Here is a 23,302-nt window from a genome sequence, read left to right as displayed (position 1 = left end):
CTCTATCAAGCTTTATTAATATAAGATTTTGGCCACATATTGTACCATCTTATCTTATTGAACATCCAAGGCATCTATAGCCAAACCATTCGCACTTATTGCCATAAACTTCACCAGATACTTTCCGGCGTTAACCATGCTTCCTGTATTGGTATTTAAGTAGTTCCATTTTCCCTCTTTAGTAGGCGACAATTCCAGTTCTTCCGTTCTCATGAGCGTTCCATCTATTGAATAGAACTCCATTTTGATTTTTTGAAGGGCTGTTGTTGGATTATGATATTTGAGCGTTAAGGAATAGGTATCAGCTACTCCCACAGACATTTCAAACTGAAGCGCATCTCCTGAAGCCTGGTTAAACACCACCCTTTCTTTACCCATCAAAACCTTTTTACCTATGTTTTGACCTATTAGCTTCGCATCTGTTGCCTTATAACTGGTAACCGTTTTTAAGTCGTAAGCTGGCGCCAAATCACTTGGTGGAACGATAACCACTACAGCTGGCATAAATTTCAAATTAAATATTTCAGAAGCCTTAATCCTCTTTCTGTAAACCAAAAACTGCCCGCCCTTATCATTGGTAATTTTTGTTTTGGTATCCTCAAAACCTGTTAATCCTTCATTAGCATTCAATACACCTACAAATACATCAGCTTCCTCCTTAATTTTAAAAGATAGGTTTTGTTTATCGTTCTTAATGGGTTGAAGCCATTCTGCACCAAATAAGTTGGATGGAATGGAGCTAAACTTCTCATCACTGTCCTGGTACTGTTTATCCCCTAAATCTAACCATGTATTCGCTTTTAGCTTAGTATCAGGCGCTAAGGCTACTATAGCATTACGCTGATCTCCTACCCGAAGATTGCTATCTAAACTCGCAACAGCAATAGCCGAAATAACTGCCTGTCCCGATTTTATATTTGGAAATGAAATCACCAGATTGCCAGCCTTTGCTTTAACTTTAATCGTTTTCTTCAACGCCGTATTTGCTCCGGCTGATTTCCAGATATCTAAATCTTTAAGTACAATTTCATCATTTACAGCCACATCGAACAAACGCATTTTTTCAGCATTTAATCCGCCACCAATACCCAGCCATGGCTCTGCAAAGTATAATTCTACCAGGTATTCACCTGATGATGCAATTGGGAAACTAAACTTTAACTGGTCCCTGCCATACCTGAAAGATTGGAAAAGCTTCCAGTCTTTAGTTCCGTTAATTGGGCTAAAAGTACGTCGCTGACTGGCAAAGAATGCCGGAACACCATCAAAAGCAGCTGTCCAGGACGAAGAACCATAATGTTTAGCATCTGCCTTTAAAGGTTGATCTGCTAACCAAAGCTGACCATATTCGTCCTTGTAATCAGCCCCACCACAATTTAAACGATATAGGTAATTATAAGCAGGTTGCGCCCTGAGCAGGGACTTATCACCTGTGTAGAGCTGATCAAATTTAGGCGATTGTGGTAAGCTATTAAGTACGACTACATCTTTAGCTACCGCCTTCCCGTTAACATAACCGATGGCATAAAGCACATTATAATGAATATCAACCCTGTTCCACTGAAAATGACTACCAACACCTTTGTGTTTCAGCTTGCCCAATGAAATGCTGTTTACATCATTAAAAAGCTCTACCTCGTCACAGTTAGAATAAAGTACAATGCTATCCTTTACTCCTGGTTTACTCCATCTGTTTGGCCAGGTATGTGAAACGATGTATACCATTGGATCAGTTTGTTTAGGCGCATAGTTCGCTCTAAACATATAATAAGCATCTGTTGGTTCTTCCCAAGGGGTAAACATCCCTTTATAATTTACTGGCCCTACCCGATCTAAATCACGCAAACCTTCTCCACCCTGTACTCTACCCGGGTTATCATGCGAGCTGTACAGCCAGAAAAAATGTCCGGCAACCTGATCTTTAACCGATTCGGCTAAATGTACTTTGGTCTCCATCAGCGTGGTCATATAATTCTCAGAATAGTCCGTTTTACTGGCCGAATCTACCTCATGCAGATCAATTGTACGCCATGCACCGTACTCACCCACCAAAACCTGTCTTTTCAGGTCTTCACCGTACATCAGGGGATTACCGCCATAAGTACCTGTCCAGTTTTGTGGCACATCCCAATCGGTACCCTTACCGCCATTGCAAGTGGTCACCTTTCTTTGCGAAGAGGCTGTAGGATCTAATTTTCTGATCAGTTCAGTACATTCTCTGGCAAAATCTTCGGGTAATGTACTCTCATTTTCTAACCCCCAAAGTACAACCGCCGGGCTGTTTCTACGCTCTTTCACCCAATCCGTTAATAAAGTTTTGAAGTTCTTTCTAAATTCAGGGGTATCATACCAGATGTGTGCTGCCATTTGAGTCCAGCAAAGTATCCCTTCTTTATCCCAATAGTCAGAATATAAAAGGTTATGAGGTTGATGTGCATCTCTGAAGGCATTGAATCCGGCTGCTTTAATGAGGCGTACACGCGTGCTGATCTGCTCTTCGCTAAAGGCATGACTCTGTCCGATCATGTGCTCATACTCCGCAATTCCATTGATAAAAACAGGTTTTCCATTCAGAAAAAATTGTTTTTGGGCTGCAGTCGCTCCAATAGGCCAACTGATCCACCTGATACCATAGGGATTTTGTTGCTCATCTACAACTTTGCCGTTCTCTACTATGGTGGTCTTTAACTGATATAGGTAAGGATGTGCTAAAGACCAAAGTTTTGGATTAAGTATTTCTTTGGTTTTTTGTGCAATTATGGCTTCACGATTGGCCGGTATCTTAACCGTTTGCTTCAGTTCCTGAACAGTCTTTCCGGTTTCATCTGTCAGTTTATTTACCACAGTTACTGATTTAGACTGGGTACTGTAATTTTTAAGTGTAGTTTCTATATTCAGAAAGGCCGATTTTTCCGAAATCTTATTGTCATTCCAAATGTGAACGCCAAAAGGTTGAACACGGGTATCATTGGTTACAATCAAATGCACTGGCCTGAATATCCCCATGGGTTGCGACCCTTCAGAAAAACCTCTTTCTGTAGAACATCCTCCATCAACCCAGGGTAAATCCTGAATATTTGCAGGATGATCTGCCCTAACAGCCAGCACATTATCCGAATTATTCAGTTTAATGGCATGGGTTACGTTCAGGGTAAAGGTTGTCCTTCCTCCGGCATGATAGCCAACTTTCTTTCCGTTTAACCAAATTGTAGCATAAGAACCTACACCTTCAAAATACAAAAAGAATTGCTTGCCTTGCCTGGCCCGATTGATTTTAAAAATCTTTTTGTACCAGGCATATCCATGCTTATTACCATGAATTTTGCGTTGGTAGCCTTCGTATTGATCCCAGTTATGGGGAACATTAACGTTAATCCAGCCTTTATGGTTAAAATTTGCTTGTTCAAATCCATCAAAGGCATGAATATTTTTTTCATCCGCAATGCTCTTCCATCCATGATTGAGTAAAATATCGGATCTAACTGGCTGTTGAGCAAAGCTTTGGGCAGAAACATATAAAAAGAGAAACGCTATCCATCCTGAACATCTCATCATCACTGTAATTCTCCATTTAATTTATAAATTTCGCCAGCTTTCGTGCTGATGGTTTTGCTTTTTCCTGCGTAACGGATTTCGCATGTACCTGCCACCTTTGCTTTAATCAGCAAAGCTGTCAGTTTACCTTCGTTCCACTTAAGATCTAATTCGTAGCCACCCCTGGCCAGTAAGCCTTTAATTTCTCCTGTAGGAATCGCTGCTGGCAAAGCCGGAAGTATATCTATATAGCCCTGATGACTCTGCACAATCATTTCAGCTATACCAGCTGCACCACCAAAATTACCATCTATCTGAAATGGTGGATGGGCATCAAAAAGATTAACATATGATCCGGCACCATTATTTGCAGGTTTCATAAGCATTTTTACTAATTTCATGGCATGGTCACCTTCTTTAAACCTCGCCCAAAAATTAATTTTCCAGGCCAAACTCCAGCCTGTTGCTTCGTCACCCCGATATAATAAAGATTGCTTTGCAGCTTTCATTTCATCTTTATTCTTATCCCAGGTAATATCGTCACCCGGGTAAACACCCCATAAATGCGAAACGTGACGGTGTTTGTTAGTGGTATCGTCTTTATCCGCCAACCATTCCTGCAATTGTCCATATCTGCCAATCTGATTGGGCGCGATTTCTTCTGCTTTCTCTGTTAGCGACTTCGTAAACGCATCGTTAATATTTAAGACCTTCGCTGCTGCAATACAATTTCTAAACAGCGTGCGGATAATTTGATGGTCCATGGTAGGCCCAACCACCAAACCTCCATTTTCGGGAGAATTAGATGGAGTACTAATCAGCCATCCGGTTTTTGGATCTCTGACTAAAAAATCCTCAAAGAATAAAGCGGCTTCCTTCATCAGCGGATAAGCCTCCTGACTTAAGAACGTTTTGTCCTGACTGTACAGATAATGTTCCCAAAGGTGCTGACTTAGCCAGCCCCCGCCTGTAACCCAAATACCATGATTGGAAGCATTTATTGGCGCTGTTCCATTCCACAAATCGGTATTGTGATGAAGTACCCAGCCTCTTGCATTGTAATATTCCTTAGCCGTTTCTCTTCCGGTAAGGGATAACCCCTTGATTTTAGAAAATAAGGGTTCATTTAAGGCCTGTAGGTTAAGGATTTCTGTAGGCCAATAATTCATTTCTAAATTGATATTGGTTGTATACTTACTTCCCCATGGAGGTGTTAACAGATCGTTCCAGATACCCTGAAGATTAGCCGGTTGCGTACCAGGTCTTGAGCTGGAAATTAAAAGATATCGTCCATATTGCATATAAAGTGCTGCAAATGCGGCGTCGTTACTGCTGGCAAACTGTTCTAAACGCTGATCTGTTGGCAGGATTTCATTAGCCGATGTACCAAAACTAACCTGAAAACGATTATAATACTGTTGATATTCCTGAATATGAGCTGCTCTAAGTGTTTCAAAAGACTTTCCCTTTAAACCCAATAGCGCTTTATCATTGCGGATACCGGGGTTGCCAGAAACATTTTGTGCATTGATGAAGTTAGTTCCTGCGGTTAAATAAAGCGTTGCTTCATCTGCTTTACTCACAATCAATTTATTATTAACGATTTTAATTGCCCCATTTTTAATTGAAGCCGTCAGTCTGCTTTCACCTCTAAGTGCACCATCCTTCACCTGTACATTTAAAATCAGCGTCGTATTTCCAATCGCTTTAATACCTGATTGACGATGTGCACTTGATAAATCAGCAGTAAAACTGATTGATTTTAACTGATCGGCAGTCAAATGTATAACCAAAGCATCATTTGGTTGGCTTACAAAATATTCTCTTTGGTAAGTTACACCATCATATTTATAGCTTGTTTTAGATATGGCAGTAGCAAGATCAAGGGATCTTTTATATTCGCGAATGTGCGTCTGATCCTGATCAAAATGCAGGTTTAGATCGCCAAAGGGCTGATAACTACCCTGATATTGTGCCACACCGGGAGGTGTTTCATTTTGAATTTTATATTTCCAGTTTTTATTTAGTGCAATGCCGGTGGCAGGATCCTGTCCGGCAGGAAACAAGCTGATAGATTTCCCTGCATCCTTATAGCCTAGAATACCACCTTTATCATTATAATTAAGCACCTGGATAGCAATTGTATTTTTTCCTTTGGTAATCAGATTGGCAGGAATTGTATATTTTCTAGGTTCATTATTATCTGTATTTCCAACCAAATGCCCATTTACATAAGTTAAATCCTGATTGTAAATTCGGTTTAAATCCAAAACCAGGTCTTTACCCTGCCAGTTATCCGGAATTTCTATTTGTGTTCTAAACCAAACCGCTCCATCCACATTTGCCAAACCTACCGTTTCCCAGCCATCATATGCGGGAACTTTTATGGTTTCCCATTTCGAATCGTCAAAGTTCGATAAGGCTGGATTTCCCTGAATACCTTTACCCGATTTAACTTCCTTTACCCAGGTTTCGCGATCTCCTGCATCACTCTGCAAGCCCATAAATTCTTTTTGGGCAAGTATTTCGGCTTCCTTCTGTTTACCATCGGCAAGCAACTGTCTGATTTGAGCCAAATATTGAAAAGCTCCCTTACGATTATAATCTCTAGGTTTACCCGTCCAAAGTGTCTCCTCATTAAACTGAATGTGATCATCTGTTACGCCACCATAAACCATAGCACCAATCCGGCCATTCCCCAATGGTAGGGCATCTGTCCATTTTTGTGCGGGCTTAGTATACCAAAGCTGGTAATTATTCTGTTGAGCAGAAGCTCCGGCTGTAGTAAAAAGAAAAAATGTAGCAAGTAGGTAATTAAAACGAAAGGCAGTTTGCATGATTATTTTTTTATTGTCCTTTATCTCCAGAAATCACATCAATTTTTTCAAAAACATCTTTGGTTTTCTCTATGGCGAACTTCAGATTTTTAAAGTTGTTGTTTCCAATAGCGATATTTTCTGTACCAGCTCCACTCAGCTTGAGGTAAGTAGAAGTTCCTTTAATTGGAAATGCATTATAAAGAAATAAATCCTTTACGTTTTTCAAATCGATAATGGGCACATTATTGTGTGGAGTATAACTTTTAAAGCCATTTATAGTTATATTTCCCACTAAACTTGCTGTAAGTGATGGTCCGGTTTCAGTATTCACCTGAACATTATGAAATTCTATTTTATTGGTATTTTGCAACAAAAATCCAGTTTTGGCATCCAGATTAATGTCGTTAAAAGTGATATTTTCAATTGGCATCTCTTCCAATCCATTTAAATATCCGGCCTGATTAACTTGTCCGGTAATATTACTGAAATGAATATTTCTGAATCTGGGCGTCCTTTCAGAAACGGGCTCCAAAAATGTTTTGGCATATTGCATATCCAACACAATAGCCTGCTCCCGGATATTTTTCATGATGATATTGCTCACCCTGATCTCCTCTACAACCCCGCCCCGGCCACGTGCAGTTTTAATCCTGATGCCGCGGTCTGTACCGTCAAATACGCAATTTGAAATGGTAATTTTTCTTACATCGCCTGACATTTCACTTCCAATTACCACACCACCATGACCTGATAGCATGGTACAGTTGGTAATGGTATAGTTTTCAGCTGGTGCGGCCATTCTCCTGCCCGGTTCATCTTTTCCTGATTTAATGGTAATACAATCGTCGCCTACACTGATGTGGCAATCTGAAATGTGTACATTTTTACAGGATTCGGGATTGATACCATCTGTATTTGGGGAATGTGGGTTATTTATCGTAACTGCATGTACTTTTACATTTTCACAAAACTCCGGATTTACCGTCCAGAAGGGAGAGTTGATAATGGTAATGCCTTCAATCAATACATTTTTACAATACATCGGCTGGATAAAAGGTGGGCGTAAAAACCCACGTTTCATTTGCTTGGGGTCATCAGGAAGAATAATATCCTTATTAACTTTATCAAATTCGTACTGCCACCTGGACCGTGCCTGATCCTGCTTATAACCCTCAACAAAATCCCACCACTTTTTACCGTGCCCATTAATCAACCCTCGACCTGTAATGGTAATGTTTTCTGCCTTATATGCATAAAAAAGTGGCGAAAAACTGGTTACATCGACGCCTTCATACCGGCTTTGAACCATCGGTAAATAATCATCAAAATTATCGCTAAAATGGAGCTCGGCACCTGCATCAATCAGGATAGTAATGTTACTTTTCAAGTGGATGGGCCCGGTGAGGTACTTTCCGGCAGGAAAATAAACTGTTCCACCACCAGCTCTTGAGGCTGCTGTTATCGCCCTTTTGATGGCCAGTGTTGCGATTTTACTGCTGTCGTTCTTAGCACCGTACTTAATTACATTGTAATAAGCCTGGGCAGATAAATTAGAAGAGTAAAAGCAGATCGTTAACAGTAGACCAGCTAAAAATATTCGTTTTGATTGTTGTAAAAATTTCATTTCAGGTTAATTCATTTGCACTTTAACAGGTTTTAAATCCCTGGTAGTTGATATTTTCTTTCCATCTACATAAATATGGAATCCTTTACCCATTTGATATTTCTCACCGGTTTTATCCCAGATCACTGAAATATTTTTACCATGATAACTTAAATTCTGGAGCGCGAACCAATGCCATTTATTTTTAGGAACCAAAGGCCGAACTTCTAAAACATCATCAGCTCTTGGCTTAATACCCACTAAATCATTGATAATCAAATCACAAAAAGTAGAGTGATTATAGAAACTACTTCTCGGATTATCTCCTTTCAGCCACTCTCCTGTTTTCTCATCCTGGTACTCGCCAATATACGGTTTTCCGTTCTTTATATGAGACCTGGCATACTTTTGCAATTCATCATAAAATACGTTTGCAGTCATTTTGCCTTTGTTTTTATAATTATTCAACAGGTTAGAAAGCCCTTTCAATGTTTGTGCAGAAGCAAAAGGCCACAGTGCACCATCCCATTCACAGCTGTGCCCGGTTCCCCTGGTCCTGAAAGTTGGGTTCCTGCGTTCGGCTGTCGTAAGTCCCCAGGGTGCATTAAAACCAGCAGTATCTAACAACGCATCCCATGCTTTGGCATATTGTGCTTTATCATCTGGCAGGTTAAAATCCCAGGGAATAAAGCCAATGGCCTCCCGCACCTGAACCAGTGATCCGCCTTTGGCCATCTTTGTTTCAAAAAAAGCCGACTGGTTGTTCCAAAGGCTATCTTGCACGAGTTTTTTAAGAATAGCTGCTTTACTTTCGTATTTACGTTGCAACTGTTCATCACCAATTAATTTACCCATTTGAACCAGTGCTTTGGCATTGCCGTACATATAACTGTTGATACTCGGTCTGCGGTTCTGATCTTTTCTCGAACCACTAATCGACTCCTCCATGCCATCTTTTACATCAAACTGCCAAAAAAGGCCACTGTTCAATTGCCTTTCTTTTTCCCATTTGGCATAGTCGGCATCCAGTGCCGGCACAATACTTTTAATGAAAGCCAGATCAGGCTTAACTAAATTATTTTCGTAAACTGCATCGTCTACCCAACTGCTAAATTGATGAAAACGCTGCTTGCTCTGCCCTACGTCTGCATGGTAAAGCCAAAACTTAATGTAATCCTGTAAGTAACTATTATCCTTTAACCAGCGTCCTTCGTACAGGTGATGACCTAAAGCACAGCTGATAGAATTATACTTGCCAGCATGTTTAACCAGCTCAATGAACTCGGTAAAAATAAAGCCCTCAGGTGTTTTAACCAGGTGCTTGCGGTACGACCACCACCTGTAATAATAGTTCTGTTCCAATATACTATCCGGGCATTCGAATAATGGAATATTGGAAGATAGCCAATCAAATGCCTGTGCATTGGGCACATAATTTTTTACGGCTTCAGAATCTATCGTATTGAAGTAATTAACATACTTCTTTAATAATTCTGTATTTGGTTTCGCCAACTGTTGTGCAAAGCCTGTTGATGTTATCAGTACCAGTAACATCAGCAATTTGTTTGTTTTGCTGTTAATCATTATTCAAATAACCAATCTATATCTTTTCCTCTTCCGTCTAATCCTGCATTAAAAATCCTTAATTCCTGTTGATCAGGGATAAAGCCTAAAACCAATCCCGCGCCTTTAGCCAGGGTTAAAGTATTCGTTCCGGCCGGGAAGCTGTAAGCATGAACATTAGCTGGCGGGAAACCATTTAAAACCAGTGCATTACTGATTTTAATCTCCGCCTGTCCGTAGTTGTTGGCGCTGGCATCAATTTCTAATACTGGTGGCAGCAAATATTTAGGATCTTTCTGGTTAAAATAAGCTACCAAAACTTTCACTGCAGTTTTATTGCTAAACTTAACCGTTGTTCCTGATTTAATCTGTTGTTGCATGGACAATTTTAACGCATTCAATCCTACCAGCTCCGGGGTAACTTCTTTAATTAAAACAGTGGTATCTGCATACAAAGATACATTTTGGGCCAGGGAAACGCTTTCTAATCCTGGCGACAAAATCTTTACTTCGGCATTTTTATAGGCAAGCACTTTTGCAACCGCTCCCGGCTTAATCTTTTTAAGCGAATCTATACTGTGTTCAAAATGCTTAAGCTCTTTGGTATAAACAGGGAGCATTTCTTTCCAATGGATGAATGTTTTATCAACTCCCCTCATCGGGATTTTCCGTTGCTTGGTTTGCATGCTATTGGCATACAAATATTCTTCCTCGGTAAGCTTTACCAAATTCGCATAATGCTGTACACTGCTCTTTAAAAATGGTAAAGCTTTTTCTAAGTCAGCTACCTGATTTGAATACTTATATCTTAAAATCCATAAGGCAGATTTAACTTTATCCGCATAAAAATTTGCCATGGCATCATAGCAATATATATCATTCTTAAGTCTTCGAAATTCTTCCTGATTTTGTTTAACTTCCTTTACCTGGTTAATCGCAGCAATGGCATCTTTACCATGAAGTACAACTTCCTGGGCAACTTTCATTGGTGTTTCCCCAATATGTCCCTGCTTTTTCCATTCTTTTTCTGCATACTCAATAATCATCTCACCTTCAGGCGCTTCCGACTCGTAAAGCAAAGTAAATAATCCGTAACGGAAAGGATTGATCAGTTGGGTCATCAGCATTCCCAGCGTTAAAGTCTGCCTGTTTCCATCGGTTATCCCATACCTGCGCAATAACTTTGGCGAAATCTCTCCGGATGCCTCATAAGCTTCCAGGATGGCCTTCCCACTATTCAAATCTGTGCCGTATTTCGCTGCCAGTTCAGTACCCCAATAATTGATTTCAGCTGTCCGGTCTCTTTTAGCCTTCCAGGCATATCTTGCCCACTCTTTATACCAGATCCAATCTCTATCCACTTCTAAAATGCGTTCGTTAGCCTTATCTGCCGTGTAAGGCCAATCCCAATAACTGGCTTGAGGATATAAATGTAAACCTTTTGCACCGTAGTTTTCATTCATCGCCTGAACCGATTTCTGAATAAAATCTGCAGAGCCATATCTGAAAGGTTCCAGGTTAGCTAAAATATGTACATTAGATATATTGATGGTTCCAATACTGGCCAGCTTACGGTTAAGCTCTGCCCAGGCTCCACGGGGTTCATAAGTAGTTAAGGCTTCCCCGTTAAATTTATTTTCAGTATACAGGTTCTTGTATAAAGGTAGCGCGGCTTTCATTACTGCAGGCGCATCTGTATCATGTGCCCTCAACACAATAGGTGGTTCACCCTGTATGTTAGCGGCTTTCAAACCGTCTTTAACTCCCGGAATAATCGTTTTGGTAAACCAATCGATATCATCCTGTCCTACCCCTTCCATGGCCTCACCCAAGGCTACCATTAAACCTACATTAGGGTATTTCTCTACAAATGCTGCAATGGATTTACGGGTGTAATCTGCAATAATCGGAATGATGGGCCGGTTTCTGTCCTGAGTTTTTAAGCCATGCTTTTCTGCAAAAGGTTTCGGAATGATGATGTTATAAAACATCTGAATAACCCAAATCCCTCTTTTATCAGCTTCTGTGGTTAAAAACTTAAATATTTCTTCATTTTTTTTGAAGGTGGCCTCATCTACTTCAAGTGCATACGGATAATCTTTTAATTTAACCAGTGAGGAGAAAGGATGGCCATTCCATAAATACAAAGAGTTATAACGGTTCTCCACCATCATATCCAGATACTTAATCCACAACGCTTTATCATAAAACCAGGAAAAAGTTTCAGGCGTATAAGGGTATTCATAAACATCGCGGCCAGGCAGGTAATCTGGCTTTTGCAAACCGATGCAAGTACCCCTCAAAATCATCTCAGGATGATCTGTAATGGTTAATAATGATGGTATTTTGCCTTCTTTTTCGATTCTTTCTACCAATTCCATGCAACCATATAAAGCACCGGAGGCATCAGCACCAATTACGAAAACACTTTTCTGATCATTATAAATATAAAAGCCTTCCTTCCCTGTTGCTAAAACTTTTTTACGGATAGCATCAGTAATCACATTTTTGAAAATGACATCTGAATAAAGACCTATAACCACTTGTTGATTACCAGATTTCATTTTTTCGGCAATGCTGATCTGACTTTGAATTTTCAACTTCCTGAGGGTCTCCTGGATTTTATCTGCTCCAAACCTTACCCTGTTGTGGTTTTCTTTAGAAATTAGAATGTTGGTTGCAATTGCAGTGCTTTTATTTAAAGCATTAGCAGATTGGGTTAAAACGGCAAGTAAAATTAAAATTAGAAACTTTCTCATTGGATAGGTTAGACACCAAGCCAAATCTGGCTTTGATAAAAATATTTAGTTAGATCTGAACTTCAAATATAAGGACAGCTCATTTTTTATTCCTGTAACATTTCCTCAAATTACTATACAATATTATCATTTGAGCCCTTAAGCAATTATTTCGTTACAAAGGTTTAATCTAAATTAAAATTCAGAAAGCCTATGCCAATATCGCATAATATTTAGGCAAGAAAATACAATTTTAGACAGGCTATTTCTATTTTATTTGTAAAGGGTTGAATAGTACCAAATATAAAGTATGCGCCTTTCGCTTTGGCGAGATAAGCCACAATGAATCTGTATTTTATACTGCACTTTACCCGATAAGAATCTATAATCCTATATTTAAGCAATAAAAAAAATCAACATATGTTTTCATTAAAGAATAAAAAGGCAGTAGTTACTGGTGGTGGAAGTGGCATTGGGAAAGCTATTGCAACCGTTTTAGCTAAACAGGGCGCTGAAGTGCACGTTATTGAACTCGGAATAGAACAAGCTGCGGATACCTTAACTGAAATTAAAGAAGCTGGAGGAATTGCTTATAGCCACGCTTGCGATGTTTCTGACCATGCAGCAGTATCAGCAGTTTTTGAGCACATTGGTCCTATTAATATCTTGATTAACAATGCTGGTATCGCGCATATTGGCAAAGCGGATACTACGCCTGAAACCGACTTCGATCGTGTAATGAAAGTAAATGTTAAAGGTGTTTACAACTGCCTTTATGCCGCTATTCCTCAAATCCGCAAGGCTCAGGGAGGGGTAATTATTAATATGGCTTCTATTGCAGCATTAATTGGTTTACCTGATCGTTTTGCTTACAGTACTGCAAAAGGTGCTGTTAAAGCCATGACCATGAGTGTTGCCAAAGATTATATTGCTGAAAATATCAGGTGCAACTCCATCTCTCCAGCCCGTGTGCATACGCCATTTGTTGACGGTTTTTTACAAAAAAATTATCCAGACAACATTGATGAGATGTTTGAAAAACTTTCTAAAACACAACCCATTGGCAGAATGGCAAAACCAGAAGAAGTTGGTGCATTAGCCTTATATTTATGCAGTGATGAAGCCTCTTTTATTACCGGATGCGATTATCCGATTGACGGTGGATTTACAACTTTAAACAATTAAACATTCAATAAAATACGATAATAAATGAAATTAATAAGATTTGGAGAAGCAGGCTTCGAAAAGCCAGGAGTAATTATTGAGGATAAGTACTACGATGTTTCATCTTTGGTTAAAGATTATGATGAAGCCTTTTTCGGTGGAGACGGAATCGAGAAATTGAAAAATGATCTCAAAACTGCTAATCTTCCTGAAGTAGATAAAAACGTACGTTTAGGCGCTGCCTTAGCCCGCCCTTCAAAAATTATCTGTGTAGGGTTAAACTATAAAGACCACGCTGCAGAAACCAATGCTCAAATTCCTACCGAGCCGATTTTATTCTTTAAGGCAACATCTGCTATTGTTGGCCCAAATGATGACCTAGTAATCCCTAAAAACAGTAAAAAAACCGATTGGGAAGTAGAATTAGCAATCGTAATTGGTAAAAAAGCAAGTTATGTTGCCGAAGAAAATGCCTTTGACCATATTGCTGGTTATGTACTGCATAACGATTACAGTGAGCGTGAATTTCAATTGGAAAGAAATGGTCAGTGGGTAAAAGGAAAAAGTTGCGATACCTTTGCACCTATCGGTCCTTTTATTGCCACACAAGACGAAATTGCTGATGTGCACAACCTTCGCCTTTGGTTAACTGTTAACGGAACTACCTTACAAGATGGAAACACTTCTAATCTTATTTTCAATGTTCCTTTCATGATTTCTTACATTAGCCAATTTATGACGCTTTTACCTGGTGATGTAATTACGACAGGAACGCCTGCTGGTGTTGGATTAGGTCAGAAACCTGAGCCTTGGTACTTAAAAGCCGGAGATGTAGTAGAGTTAGGGATTGACGGATTAGGAACCAGCAAACAAGTGGTAAAAGCATACGAAGGATAATTTTAAGACACACAGTAATATTATGATTGATACCCATGTACATTTTTGGAACTTTGACCCGGTTAGAGACAACTGGATTACGGATGAAATGCAAGTTATACGCAATGACTTCAGTCCCAAGAATTTATTAAGGATTTACAATGATTTACAAATTACTGGCTGTATAGCTGTTCAGGCAAGTCAAACAGAAGAAGAAAACAACTTTCTCCTCTCATTGGCCGAACAAAACGATATCATTAAGGGCATTGTAGGTTGGGTAGATTTACGTTCGCCAAACCTCGAAGAACGATTAACTTACTGGAAATCCTTTAGTAAAATTAAAGGCTGGAGACATGTGCTCCAGGCAGAAAACAGTGATTTTATCCTTTCGAAAGCCCTGATAAACGGTATCAAAAAGCTAAAAGATTTCAATTATACTTACGACCTTTTGGTTTATCATAACCAATTACCCGAATTGATTCAAATGGTTGATCAAATTCCTGATCAACCATTTGTATTAGACCACTGCGGAAAACCAGATGTTAAAAAACAGGATTTAAAAGCCTGGAGTAAAAATATCCAAACGCTGGCCGAAAACCCTTTAGTGCACTGCAAAATTTCTGGCTTATTTGCCGCAGCTGACTGGAAAAACTGGAAAGAAGAAGAACTTTTTAACTGTTTTGATGTAATATTCGAACATTTCGGCACTGAACGTGTAATGTATGGCAGTGATTGGCCAGTGATGCTCATCAGCCGTCCTTATGCAGACTGGTTTAATTTAGTTCAGAAATATACTTCAAAATTTAGCGCCGCAGAAAACCAATTGATTTTCGAGGAGAACGCAAGGCGTTTTTATCTAAATTCCTGAAGTCTCCGGGTGCGGTGCCCATGATGACTTCAGGTGTCTTTGCCTGTTTATAAAGCTGCGCTTGATTTTAACAAAAAGATTGTCATGCTCCTGGCGCCATGCGCGCCCAACACCAACGATTGCTCAATATCAGCCGTCTTGGAAGGCCCGGCAATGAATGTACCAAATCCATATTCGTTATTGCTCATCTTTTTGTATGCATCGTGCATGGTGGCCACAATCTGATCTTCCTCAACCAACATACCTAAATGTTGTGTAATAAAAGGCAATACGCGGTGCCCCATACGGTCTTCTGTAATCCATACGGCGCCATTTTCTGCTACTGCAAAATGGGTTTTAAAAACAGCAAACTCAGTATTTACAAATTGATGTGGCAATTCCTCTCCTGTGAAAGGGGTAAAATAATCCAGTTCCTCAATAGGGGTAACAATTCTATCCGTATTGGTAAAATGATCGGAAATGTAAAGATTAATATCTTCAACTTTCTGAATAGCAACTACTTTGCCGCCGATAAGATTTATCATTTGGCTAAACTTTTCGGTTACCACGTCTTTTGTGGGCGAATCGAATTGTAAATCTTCTGGTAATGACGTGCTTTGAGGTTGGTTATTTAGAATGGCTGATAATATTTGTTCTCTGCTCATTGATTAATTATTATAGCTATTTGGTTGATTAGGGGTTATTCTTTTTATACCATTCAGAGAATGATTCTTTTGGTGGTTCGGGCATTTCTCTGTGTTTGTACCATGGGTTGAGTCCATTATTTACCGTAAATCCTGCGTTTTTCAAGGTCCATCTTCCAATTTTACCCGCAAGTTTAAAGCGTGTTGGAGATGCCAGGGTAAAACTCATTACCTTCATGGCCATGGTTTTAGCTGCAGGTGAATTTCCTTCCTGAACAATAACCTGTCTCCACTTATAAAGCTGATCGTGAATATCAATTTTTACCGGGCAAACATTGGTGCATGAACCGCAGAGCGTGGATGCGAAAGGTAAATCTGAGTATGCTTTCATATCCAGATTTGGCGCTAAAATGGCTCCGATTGGTCCTGCAATGGCATTATGGTAACTGTGTCCGCCACTTCTTCTGTATACCGGACAAGTGTTCATACAAGCGCCACAGCGGATGCATTTTAATGAATTCCTGAAACTTTCCCTTCCTAATTGTACACTTCGGCCATTATCCACTAAAACAATATGCATCTCCTGCCCTTTACGTGGTTTCTTGAAATGGCTGGAATAAGTGGTGATTGGCTGTCCGGTTGCACTCCGGGTTAATAACCTTAGGAAAACGCCCAAATGTTTTTTCTTAGGAATAAGCTTTTCAATTCCCATGCAGGCAATGTGAATATCGGCAAGGTGCGCCCCCATGTCTGCATTACCTTCATTGGTACAAACTACAAACTCTCCCGTTTCGGCAACAGCAAAGTTTACACCTGTTAAAGCAGATTTACGTGTTAAAAAGGTTTCCCTTAAATGAATCCGCGCGGTTTCAGTTAAAACCTGAGGATCAGAAACACCTGCTTCAGTTCCCAGATTCTCATGAAAAATCTGACCGATTTCTTCTTTCTTTTTATGAATACATGGTAAAACGATGTGACTTGGTGGTTCTTTAGCCAGCTGAACAATCCGTTCACCCAAATCGGAATCAATCACATCAATACCATTACGTTCCAGGTATTCGTTCAAATGGCATTCTTCGGTAAGCATCGACTTACTTTTAACCATTTGTGTAATGCCTTTTGCAGCCAGTAAGCCATGAACAATTTTATTATGTTCAGCCGCATCTGCTGCCCAATGCACTTTAATACCATTAGCCAATGCATTTTTCTCAAACTCCAGTAAATACTGATGGAGATTGGACAGTACATTGTTTTTAATCTGGGAGGCTGTTTCTCTCAAAAGCTCCCATTCTGATATACCGTGAGCGGCTTTGTCGCGTTTGGCACGAATCCACCAAAGTGTATCATCATGCCAATTTACTCGCGCCTCGTCTCGGTTAAAAATTTTTGATAAGGCAGGGTGTTGTAAATTACTCACTTACAACCTCCTTTTCTGCATTTAAAATCTCTGCAATATGCAATACCTTAACTTTACTATTCTTTCTTTTCAAAATTCCCTCCATGTGCATCAGGCAAGACATGTCGGCAGCAGTAATGTATTCTGCACCATTCATCAGGTGGTCTTCTACCCTGTCTTTACCCATTTTGGCCGATACGGCTTCTTCTGCTACACAGAAAGTTCCACCAAAACCACAGCATTCATCAGGTCTGGTTAATTCGATAATTTCCAAACCTTCAACCTGATTAAGTAATTGCATGGGTTTAGAGAAAGGTGTATCAACCAGCTCGGTCATTGAAGAGAGGTGCAAACCTCTTTGTCCATGGCAACTTTGGTGTAATCCAACTTTATGTGGAAATGATGCTGTAATCTTATCTACCTTAAGTATATCGGTTAAAAACTCAACCAGTTCATATACCCTTTTTCTAATGTGTGTGGCTTGTTGTTCCTTCTGATCATCGTGTAAATGATCTTTTACATGCAAAACACAGCTCCCTGAAGGAGAAACAATATAATCAAACTCCGAAAAGTTATCTATAAATAATCGATTGCAATCTTTAGTAAGATGTTCATATCCCGAATTGGCCATTGGCTGGCCGCAACAGGTTTGTTTTTCCGGGTAGTAAACATCAACGCCTAACTTTCTGAGTAATTTAAGTGTGGCAATTGCGGCATTTGGATAAAACTGATCTACGTAACAGGGTACAAATAGGCCAACCCTCATCTTTTAATCCCTTTCATAACTGATTTGTCCTTCATTCTAAAACATGCCCGTTTGGTTAGTAAAAGCAAGGCAAATTAATCATTTTTAAATATTTTAACTGTTCTGCACTATCATGTTTTATTGAGCAAATTTGGCCTTTTATTAAGTTTAATACGGATTAGTGCTTAAAAGACTGAAAAATGCACTAATCCATATTGTTTCTAAATTATTTTACGAATTTGTAAGTCGTGGATGTTTGATAAGTTTCGCCAGGTTTTAATACGGTTGATGCAAAATTTGCATGGTTAGGTGCATCCGGAAAATGCTGTGTTTCTAAACAAAATGCCGAACGGTGCGGATAAGCTTTACCACCTTTACCGTCATGATCGGCGCCAGTTAAGAAGTTGCCACTATAAAACTGTAATCCCGGCTCTACCGTATAAACCTCTAAAGTAATTCCCGTTACCGGACTTGTAACCTTCGCAACCGGAGTTTTGCCATCATGGTGGGTTAAAGCAAAATTATGATCATACCCTTTACCATATTTCAGTTGCTGATCATTTTCATCTATCGATTTTCCAATGGCTTTAGCTTTGTTAAAATCAAAAGCTGTTCCGGCTACCGGTGTTAACTTTCCTGTTGGGATTAAAGTAGAATCTACTGGTGTATAAGCATTGGCATCAATCATTAATTCGTGGTTAAGTATTGTTGAATCGCCCTCACCATTCAGATTGAAGTACGCATGATTGGTTAAATTTACTACAGTAGCTTTATCGGTAGTGGCAGTGTAATCAATTTGCAGGGCATTATCATCTTTTAAAGTATATACTACCTTAACATTTAATGTCCCAGGATATCCGGCTTCGCCATCTTTAGAAATATAGCTCAACTCTAATTTCTGAGCATCTACCTGTGTTGCGTCCCATACTTTTGAGAAAAATCCATCTGTACCACCATGAAGGGTATTTGGCCCGTCATTTAACTGCAGGTTATAGGTTTTTCCATCCAGCGTAAACGTTCCCTTCCCTATCCGGTTACCATATCTCCCGATTAAGGCACCAAAAAATGGTTCTCCTTTTTTACGGTAAGCACCAATACTATCGTAGCCTAAAACTACGTCGGTAAGTTTATTGTTTTTATCTGGAACAAGCAGTGAAATTACTCTTCCTCCATAATTAGTGATGGACACTGATGCGCCAGACTTATTTTTTAAAGTAAAAAGTTTTACTGCTTTGCCATCAATGGTAGTATTGTATTGAGATGAATCGCTTTGCGCTGTTGTTTCACTTTTAGTGCCCGAACCCGAATTACAGGAAGTAAATGATACTGCTAAGCAAAGTGCTGCGAAGGAAATTGTACTCAAGAATCTTTTTTTCATACAGATTTATTTTTGGTTAAGGCTAAAGTAGCTAAAAAATAAATAACGTTATAGTAACGATTATAATTTATTTCAATATTATTGGAATTATTTTAGCTGTTGAAACAAAGCTCTAACTTAGTAACTTATGCAAAAACCCAAAGCTTTTCTATTCGATCTGAATGGCACCATGATCGATGACATGGAATACCACACCCAAGCCTGGTATTCGATTATGAATGAAGAATTAGCCTCTAAACTACCCTACGAGGCGGTAAAAAAAGAAATGTATGGCAAAAATCATGAAGTTTTAGAGCGGGTATTTGGCAAAAACAAATTCAGTTTAGCTGAAATGGAAAAACTCTCTGTTGAGAAGGAAAAACGTTACCAGGATGGCTATCGCCCGCATTTAGCACTCCTCAATGGTTTAGCGGATTTCCTGAAAAAAGCCCGTTCAGCGAACATCTTAATGGCCATTGGTTCGGCGGCTATACCCATAAATATTGATTTTATTATTGATGGATTAAATATTCGTGACTATTTTGCAGCCATTGTGAGTGCAGACGATGTTAAAACCAGCAAGCCAGACCCTGAAACTTTTCTTCGGGCGGCATCACTTTTAGGCGTTTTACCCCAAAACTGTATTGTTTTTGAGGATGCTCCCAAAGGTGTTGAAGCTGCACTTAATGCCGGCATGAACTGTATTGTATTAACCACAACACATTTGAAGGCAGAATTTGACACTTATCCTAACATTATTGGATTTATTAATGATTATAATGACGCTTCTCTAAAAACGCTTTTTTAAAATGGGAAAATATCTTAACCAAAAACCTGTTCTTGTTGCTGTAGATTGTATCATATTTGGATACGATGGTGAACAATTGAAACTTTTAGTAATTAAAAGGGCTATTGAACCCGTAAAAGACCAATGGAGTTTGATGGGGGGATTCATTGGTGACGACGAAGATCTGGATGGCGCTGCCAAAAGGATTTTGTTAGAACTTACAGGTTTGCATGATGTATATCTGGAACAGCTGCATACCTATGGCCGTCCAGATCGGGACCCTATAGAACGTACCGTATCTGTGGTGTATTTTGCACTTATAGACATTAACAAATACAGCAAACAAATTAATGACCAGTTCCATGCCGAGTGGTTTAAAATTAAAGAAGTACCGGAGTTAATCTTTGATCATAATGAAATGGTTCAGGCTGCAATGAACAAAATCAGGTATCAGGCTGCATTACACCCCATCCTATTTGAGTTACTACCTAAGAAATTTACCATTCCACAGCTGCAGGCACTTTACGAGCAGGTTTACGATGCACCAATAGACAACCGTAACTTTATCCGCAAGATTACCGCCAGCGGATTACTGATCAAACAAACGGAAAAAGATAAGTCGAGTTCAAGGAGAGGTGCCTTTTATTTTAAGCTGGATAAGTTAAAGCACCGCGCCCAGTTCCAGTCTTTCCTCAATTTTATTCCGAAAAACAATAAATAGTCTCCAAGCGAGAAAAAATATAAAAAATTATTTCTTTTAAAATCAATGTTTTACCTGCATAACGCCGTCTAAAAGGCAATATCTTTCTAAAATTAATTGGAGTAAGTAGGTTTTATTTCTATATTTGCACCTCCTTAAACGGGAATGATTCCGTAGCTCAGCTGGTAGAGCATTACACTTTTAATGTAGTGGTCCTGGGTTCGAATCCCAGCGGGATCACGAAAGCCTTAAACGAAAGTTTAGGGCTTTTTTGTTATAAATCGGATTCGAACAGAAGGGTTGGCCGGGTTCGAACTGTTTCTTGAGCGGGTATGTGGTTGGATTAAAGCGAGCGAAAAATCCCAGCGGGATCACGAAAAGCCTTAAACGAAAGTTTAGGGCTTTTTTGTTATAAATCGGATTCGAACAGAAGGGTTGAGTAATCCAGGCAATAATTACATTTGAAATACCCTATGAGTTTTTATGACCGTATTCGTCCTTTTGGCTAATATGCGAACAAGAAAAAACAACTTGATTTACATAAAACGGAAATAAAATTTAGTTAAACCCTTAATTATTAATAGCTAAAGATTATACTATACAAGGGGTGTTAAAATAAATTTCAAAAAAAAGTAATTGCTATTTGAAAAAGTACATTTTATTTCTATATTTGCACCTCCTTAAACGGGAATGATTCCGTAGCTCAGCTGGTAGAGCATTACACTTTTAATGTAGTGGTCCTGGGTTCGAATCCCAGCGGGATCACAGAAGATAGTATTAAAACTACGTAAAAGCTTGCAAATCAAATGATTGCAAGCTTTTTTGTTTTATCGCAAACACCAAAATATGCAATAAATCGCATAAAAAAAGTGAATGATTCGGTGAGTAGTTTTACAGAGTGGCATACTCACTAAAAACGATGTAGGTTACTGACTTACAGAAAGTTCAATCATTGAACGACTTGCACCCCGAGCAGTTACCGGACAACTGTCGCTTCAAGCTCCACTGTCAATGTTTCAAATAAGGTTTTTACTTCCATAACCGTTGTAGCCTGCCTGATATTATTCATTAGGATCCAGTCTTGCAAAACAGGGAATGCCTCAAAAAAATCATGTGTGTTGGTATGATATACATTGAGCCTAACGATGTTGCTACACTCATAACCTGCCTGAACAATCAAACGCTCAAGGTTATTAATTGCCGCTTTCAACTGCGTTTTCATATCTGCATTGCTTGATACCCCATCTTCATTTATTGCAGTTTGACCTGAACAATATAGTGTACCTGAAACGTTGCTAACCTCCACTGCCTGTGAATAGTTTCTCCCCTCCTGCCATTTCCATGGATTTATTGTTTTTGTTTCCATTATTGCACTATTAGATAAGCGGAATTGCTTAATAGTGCAAAGATGAAGTGAAATAAAATTAAACACGGTGAGCTATAACACAGATTTCATGTGATCTTAATCACATCAATCTGAAAAACGGCTAAGGGTTTCCCGGGAAACGCCCAAATACGACGCTAGCAGTGATTTTGGAACACGTTGAAATAAAGAAGGGTACTGCTTGAGCAATTGGTCGTGCCGCTCTTTTGCATTAGAAGTCAGCAGTGATAAAATCCGTTTTTGAGCGGCAATATTACCAAAGTGTGCTTTTTCAAGGAAGAAAGACTGTATCTTTTGTAAACTCGCACATAGATTCCTGTAATCAGCCAATGAAATGCGCAGGACCTTCGTGTCTTCGATACATTCCAAAGACAAGGTCGCTTTAGCCCCGGTGAGATAGGCCTGGAAATCACTTTCCCACCAGTCTTCCATCGCGAAAGAAACAATATTATTTTTACCCTTTTCATCGTAGTGAACCAATTTAAGCAACCCCGACAGAATAAAATAAGAGTACTTTACCGGCTCACCTTCTTGAATAAGAAACTGATGTTTTTTATAGTGGCGAAACGAAAAATGTCTTTTAACCACGTCAAATTCTGCATCTGTTAATTCTACATGCTTCTCCAGATGCGCCCGTAAAACGTCAAACATATCAACCATATAAAAAAGTTAGTTCATCAATCACAGGAATACATTTAATAGCTGTTTTCAACATAAATGACAAAATAAAACACGACTCACCGCAAAAATAACCAAAGGCAAAGATTTTTGATAGCCACTGAAGATAAACTGATTTGAAATAGGTATAAAAGACTATACGCCTTGCCTGCCGGTGATCACCTTTCGATGCTCCAAGCCCCATTCTGTAAGATTGTTGATGATCGTCTTCAGTGACAAGCCATATTTTGTTAGTTCGTACTGAACCGTTATAGGTTGGCTATCCAAAACAGTACGGGTAATTAGTTTATTGATTTCCAACTCTTTCAATTCTTTACTTAGCATTTTATTCGATATTCCCTCAACGTCGTTTAAGATATCAGAAAACCTTCTTTTGTTATAATAGCAAATAGAAGTTAAAATGGATATTTTCCATTTCCCATTTAATACATCCATTGCGTCATGTACTGCCATAATTTCTTTTTTGT

Annotated in this window: 17 protein-coding genes and 2 tRNA genes; 7 read left to right on the top strand and 12 right to left on the bottom strand. The window is 39.2% G+C overall.

The features are described 5' to 3' along the window. Window positions 1–54 precede the first annotated feature (54 nt). Genes ACQY77_RS01040 through ACQY77_RS01020 form a run of 5 tightly spaced genes read right to left on the bottom strand, consistent with a single transcriptional unit; the run spans window position 55 to window position 12,278 of the window. Window positions 55–3,555 (bottom strand): malectin domain-containing carbohydrate-binding protein, encoded by a 3,501-nt coding sequence (locus ACQY77_RS01040; protein WP_421939847.1) that lies wholly within the window; start codon window positions 3,553–3,555, stop codon window positions 55–57. Beyond that, a complete protein-coding gene (locus ACQY77_RS01035) occupies window positions 3,555–6,371 on the bottom strand; it encodes a glycosyl hydrolase family 95 catalytic domain-containing protein (RefSeq protein WP_421939848.1) in 2,817 nt (938 codons plus the stop codon). The genes ACQY77_RS01040 and ACQY77_RS01035 overlap by 1 nt, the downstream gene beginning before the upstream one ends. A gap of 10 nt (window positions 6,372–6,381) precedes the next feature. Next, complete coding sequence (locus ACQY77_RS01030; RefSeq protein WP_421939849.1) at window positions 6,382–7,977, bottom strand: glycoside hydrolase family 28 protein; 1,596 nt, start codon at window positions 7,975–7,977, stop codon at window positions 6,382–6,384. A 6-nt stretch (window positions 7,978–7,983) separates the two neighbouring features. Beyond that, entirely contained in the window at window positions 7,984–9,510 is a 1,527-nt protein-coding gene (locus ACQY77_RS01025; protein ID WP_421939850.1) for an MGH1-like glycoside hydrolase domain-containing protein, read from the bottom strand. A gap of 29 nt (window positions 9,511–9,539) precedes the next feature. After that, entirely contained in the window at window positions 9,540–12,278 is a 2,739-nt protein-coding gene (locus ACQY77_RS01020; protein WP_421939851.1) for an alpha-d-galacturonidase, read from the bottom strand. A gap of 399 nt (window positions 12,279–12,677) precedes the next feature. Between ACQY77_RS01020 and ACQY77_RS01015 the strand changes: the two genes are divergently transcribed. Genes ACQY77_RS01015 through ACQY77_RS01005 form a run of 3 tightly spaced genes read left to right on the top strand, consistent with a single transcriptional unit; the run spans window position 12,678 to window position 15,165 of the window. Next, window positions 12,678–13,442: an SDR family NAD(P)-dependent oxidoreductase gene (locus ACQY77_RS01015; protein ID WP_421939852.1), complete on the top strand. Its 765-nt coding sequence runs from the start codon at window positions 12,678–12,680 to the stop codon at window positions 13,440–13,442. 24 nt (window positions 13,443–13,466) lie between these two features. Further along, a complete protein-coding gene (locus ACQY77_RS01010; protein WP_421939853.1) occupies window positions 13,467–14,318 on the top strand; it encodes a fumarylacetoacetate hydrolase family protein in 852 nt (283 codons plus the stop codon). 22 nt (window positions 14,319–14,340) lie between these two features. Continuing rightward, on the top strand, window positions 14,341–15,165 hold the full coding sequence (locus tag ACQY77_RS01005) for an amidohydrolase family protein (RefSeq protein WP_421939854.1): 825 nt from the start codon (window positions 14,341–14,343) through the stop codon (window positions 15,163–15,165). A gap of 47 nt (window positions 15,166–15,212) precedes the next feature. Here ACQY77_RS01005 and ACQY77_RS01000 read toward each other — a convergent pair whose 3' ends face one another. The 4 genes from ACQY77_RS01000 to ACQY77_RS00985 all read right to left on the bottom strand — a co-directional run bounded on the left by ACQY77_RS01000 (window position 15,213) and on the right by ACQY77_RS00985 (window position 19,307). Further along, window positions 15,213–15,809 (bottom strand): LutC/YkgG family protein, encoded by a 597-nt coding sequence (locus ACQY77_RS01000; RefSeq protein ID WP_421939855.1) that lies wholly within the window; start codon window positions 15,807–15,809, stop codon window positions 15,213–15,215. 28 nt (window positions 15,810–15,837) lie between these two features. Continuing rightward, window positions 15,838–17,205, bottom strand: a complete 1,368-nt coding sequence (locus ACQY77_RS00995) for a lactate utilization protein B (protein ID WP_421939856.1) — start codon at window positions 17,203–17,205, stop codon at window positions 15,838–15,840. Beyond that, on the bottom strand, window positions 17,198–17,950 hold the full coding sequence (locus ACQY77_RS00990; protein WP_421939857.1) for a (Fe-S)-binding protein: 753 nt from the start codon (window positions 17,948–17,950) through the stop codon (window positions 17,198–17,200). Before ACQY77_RS00990 ends, ACQY77_RS00995 begins: the two co-directional genes overlap by 8 nt. A gap of 205 nt (window positions 17,951–18,155) precedes the next feature. After that, on the bottom strand, window positions 18,156–19,307 hold the full coding sequence (locus ACQY77_RS00985; RefSeq protein WP_421939858.1) for an aldose epimerase family protein: 1,152 nt from the start codon (window positions 19,305–19,307) through the stop codon (window positions 18,156–18,158). Window positions 19,308–19,434: 127 nt separating this feature from the next. Here ACQY77_RS00985 and ACQY77_RS00980 point away from each other — a divergent pair, with 127 nt between their 5' ends. The 4 genes from ACQY77_RS00980 to ACQY77_RS00965 all read left to right on the top strand — a co-directional run bounded on the left by ACQY77_RS00980 (window position 19,435) and on the right by ACQY77_RS00965 (window position 21,538). After that, window positions 19,435–20,094 (top strand): HAD family hydrolase, encoded by a 660-nt coding sequence (locus ACQY77_RS00980; protein WP_421939859.1) that lies wholly within the window; start codon window positions 19,435–19,437, stop codon window positions 20,092–20,094. A 1-nt stretch (window position 20,095) separates the two neighbouring features. Beyond that, complete coding sequence (locus ACQY77_RS00975) at window positions 20,096–20,794, top strand: NUDIX hydrolase (protein ID WP_421939860.1); 699 nt, start codon at window positions 20,096–20,098, stop codon at window positions 20,792–20,794. Window positions 20,795–20,940: 146 nt separating this feature from the next. Further along, window positions 20,941–21,013: transfer RNA gene (locus ACQY77_RS00970), tRNA-Lys, on the top strand. Window positions 21,014–21,465: 452 nt separating this feature from the next. Then, window positions 21,466–21,538 (top strand) — tRNA-Lys (locus ACQY77_RS00965). 211 nt (window positions 21,539–21,749) lie between these two features. Here ACQY77_RS00965 and ACQY77_RS00960 read toward each other — a convergent pair. The 3 genes from ACQY77_RS00960 to ACQY77_RS00950 all read right to left on the bottom strand — a co-directional run bounded on the left by ACQY77_RS00960 (window position 21,750) and on the right by ACQY77_RS00950 (window position 23,288). Further along, complete coding sequence (locus tag ACQY77_RS00960) at window positions 21,750–22,139, bottom strand: RidA family protein (RefSeq protein WP_421939861.1); 390 nt, start codon at window positions 22,137–22,139, stop codon at window positions 21,750–21,752. 105 nt (window positions 22,140–22,244) lie between these two features. Beyond that, window positions 22,245–22,817, bottom strand: a complete 573-nt coding sequence (locus ACQY77_RS00955) for a Crp/Fnr family transcriptional regulator (protein WP_421939862.1) — start codon at window positions 22,815–22,817, stop codon at window positions 22,245–22,247. A 153-nt stretch (window positions 22,818–22,970) separates the two neighbouring features. Beyond that, complete coding sequence (locus ACQY77_RS00950; RefSeq protein WP_421939863.1) at window positions 22,971–23,288, bottom strand: winged helix-turn-helix transcriptional regulator; 318 nt, start codon at window positions 23,286–23,288, stop codon at window positions 22,971–22,973. Window positions 23,289–23,302 lie beyond the last annotated feature (14 nt).

Origin of the sequence: Pedobacter sp. (assembly GCF_965279535.1) — a bacterium.
GTDB lineage: Bacteria > Bacteroidota > Bacteroidia > Sphingobacteriales > Sphingobacteriaceae > Pedobacter.
This window is presented reverse-complemented; position numbering and strand designations above follow the sequence as displayed.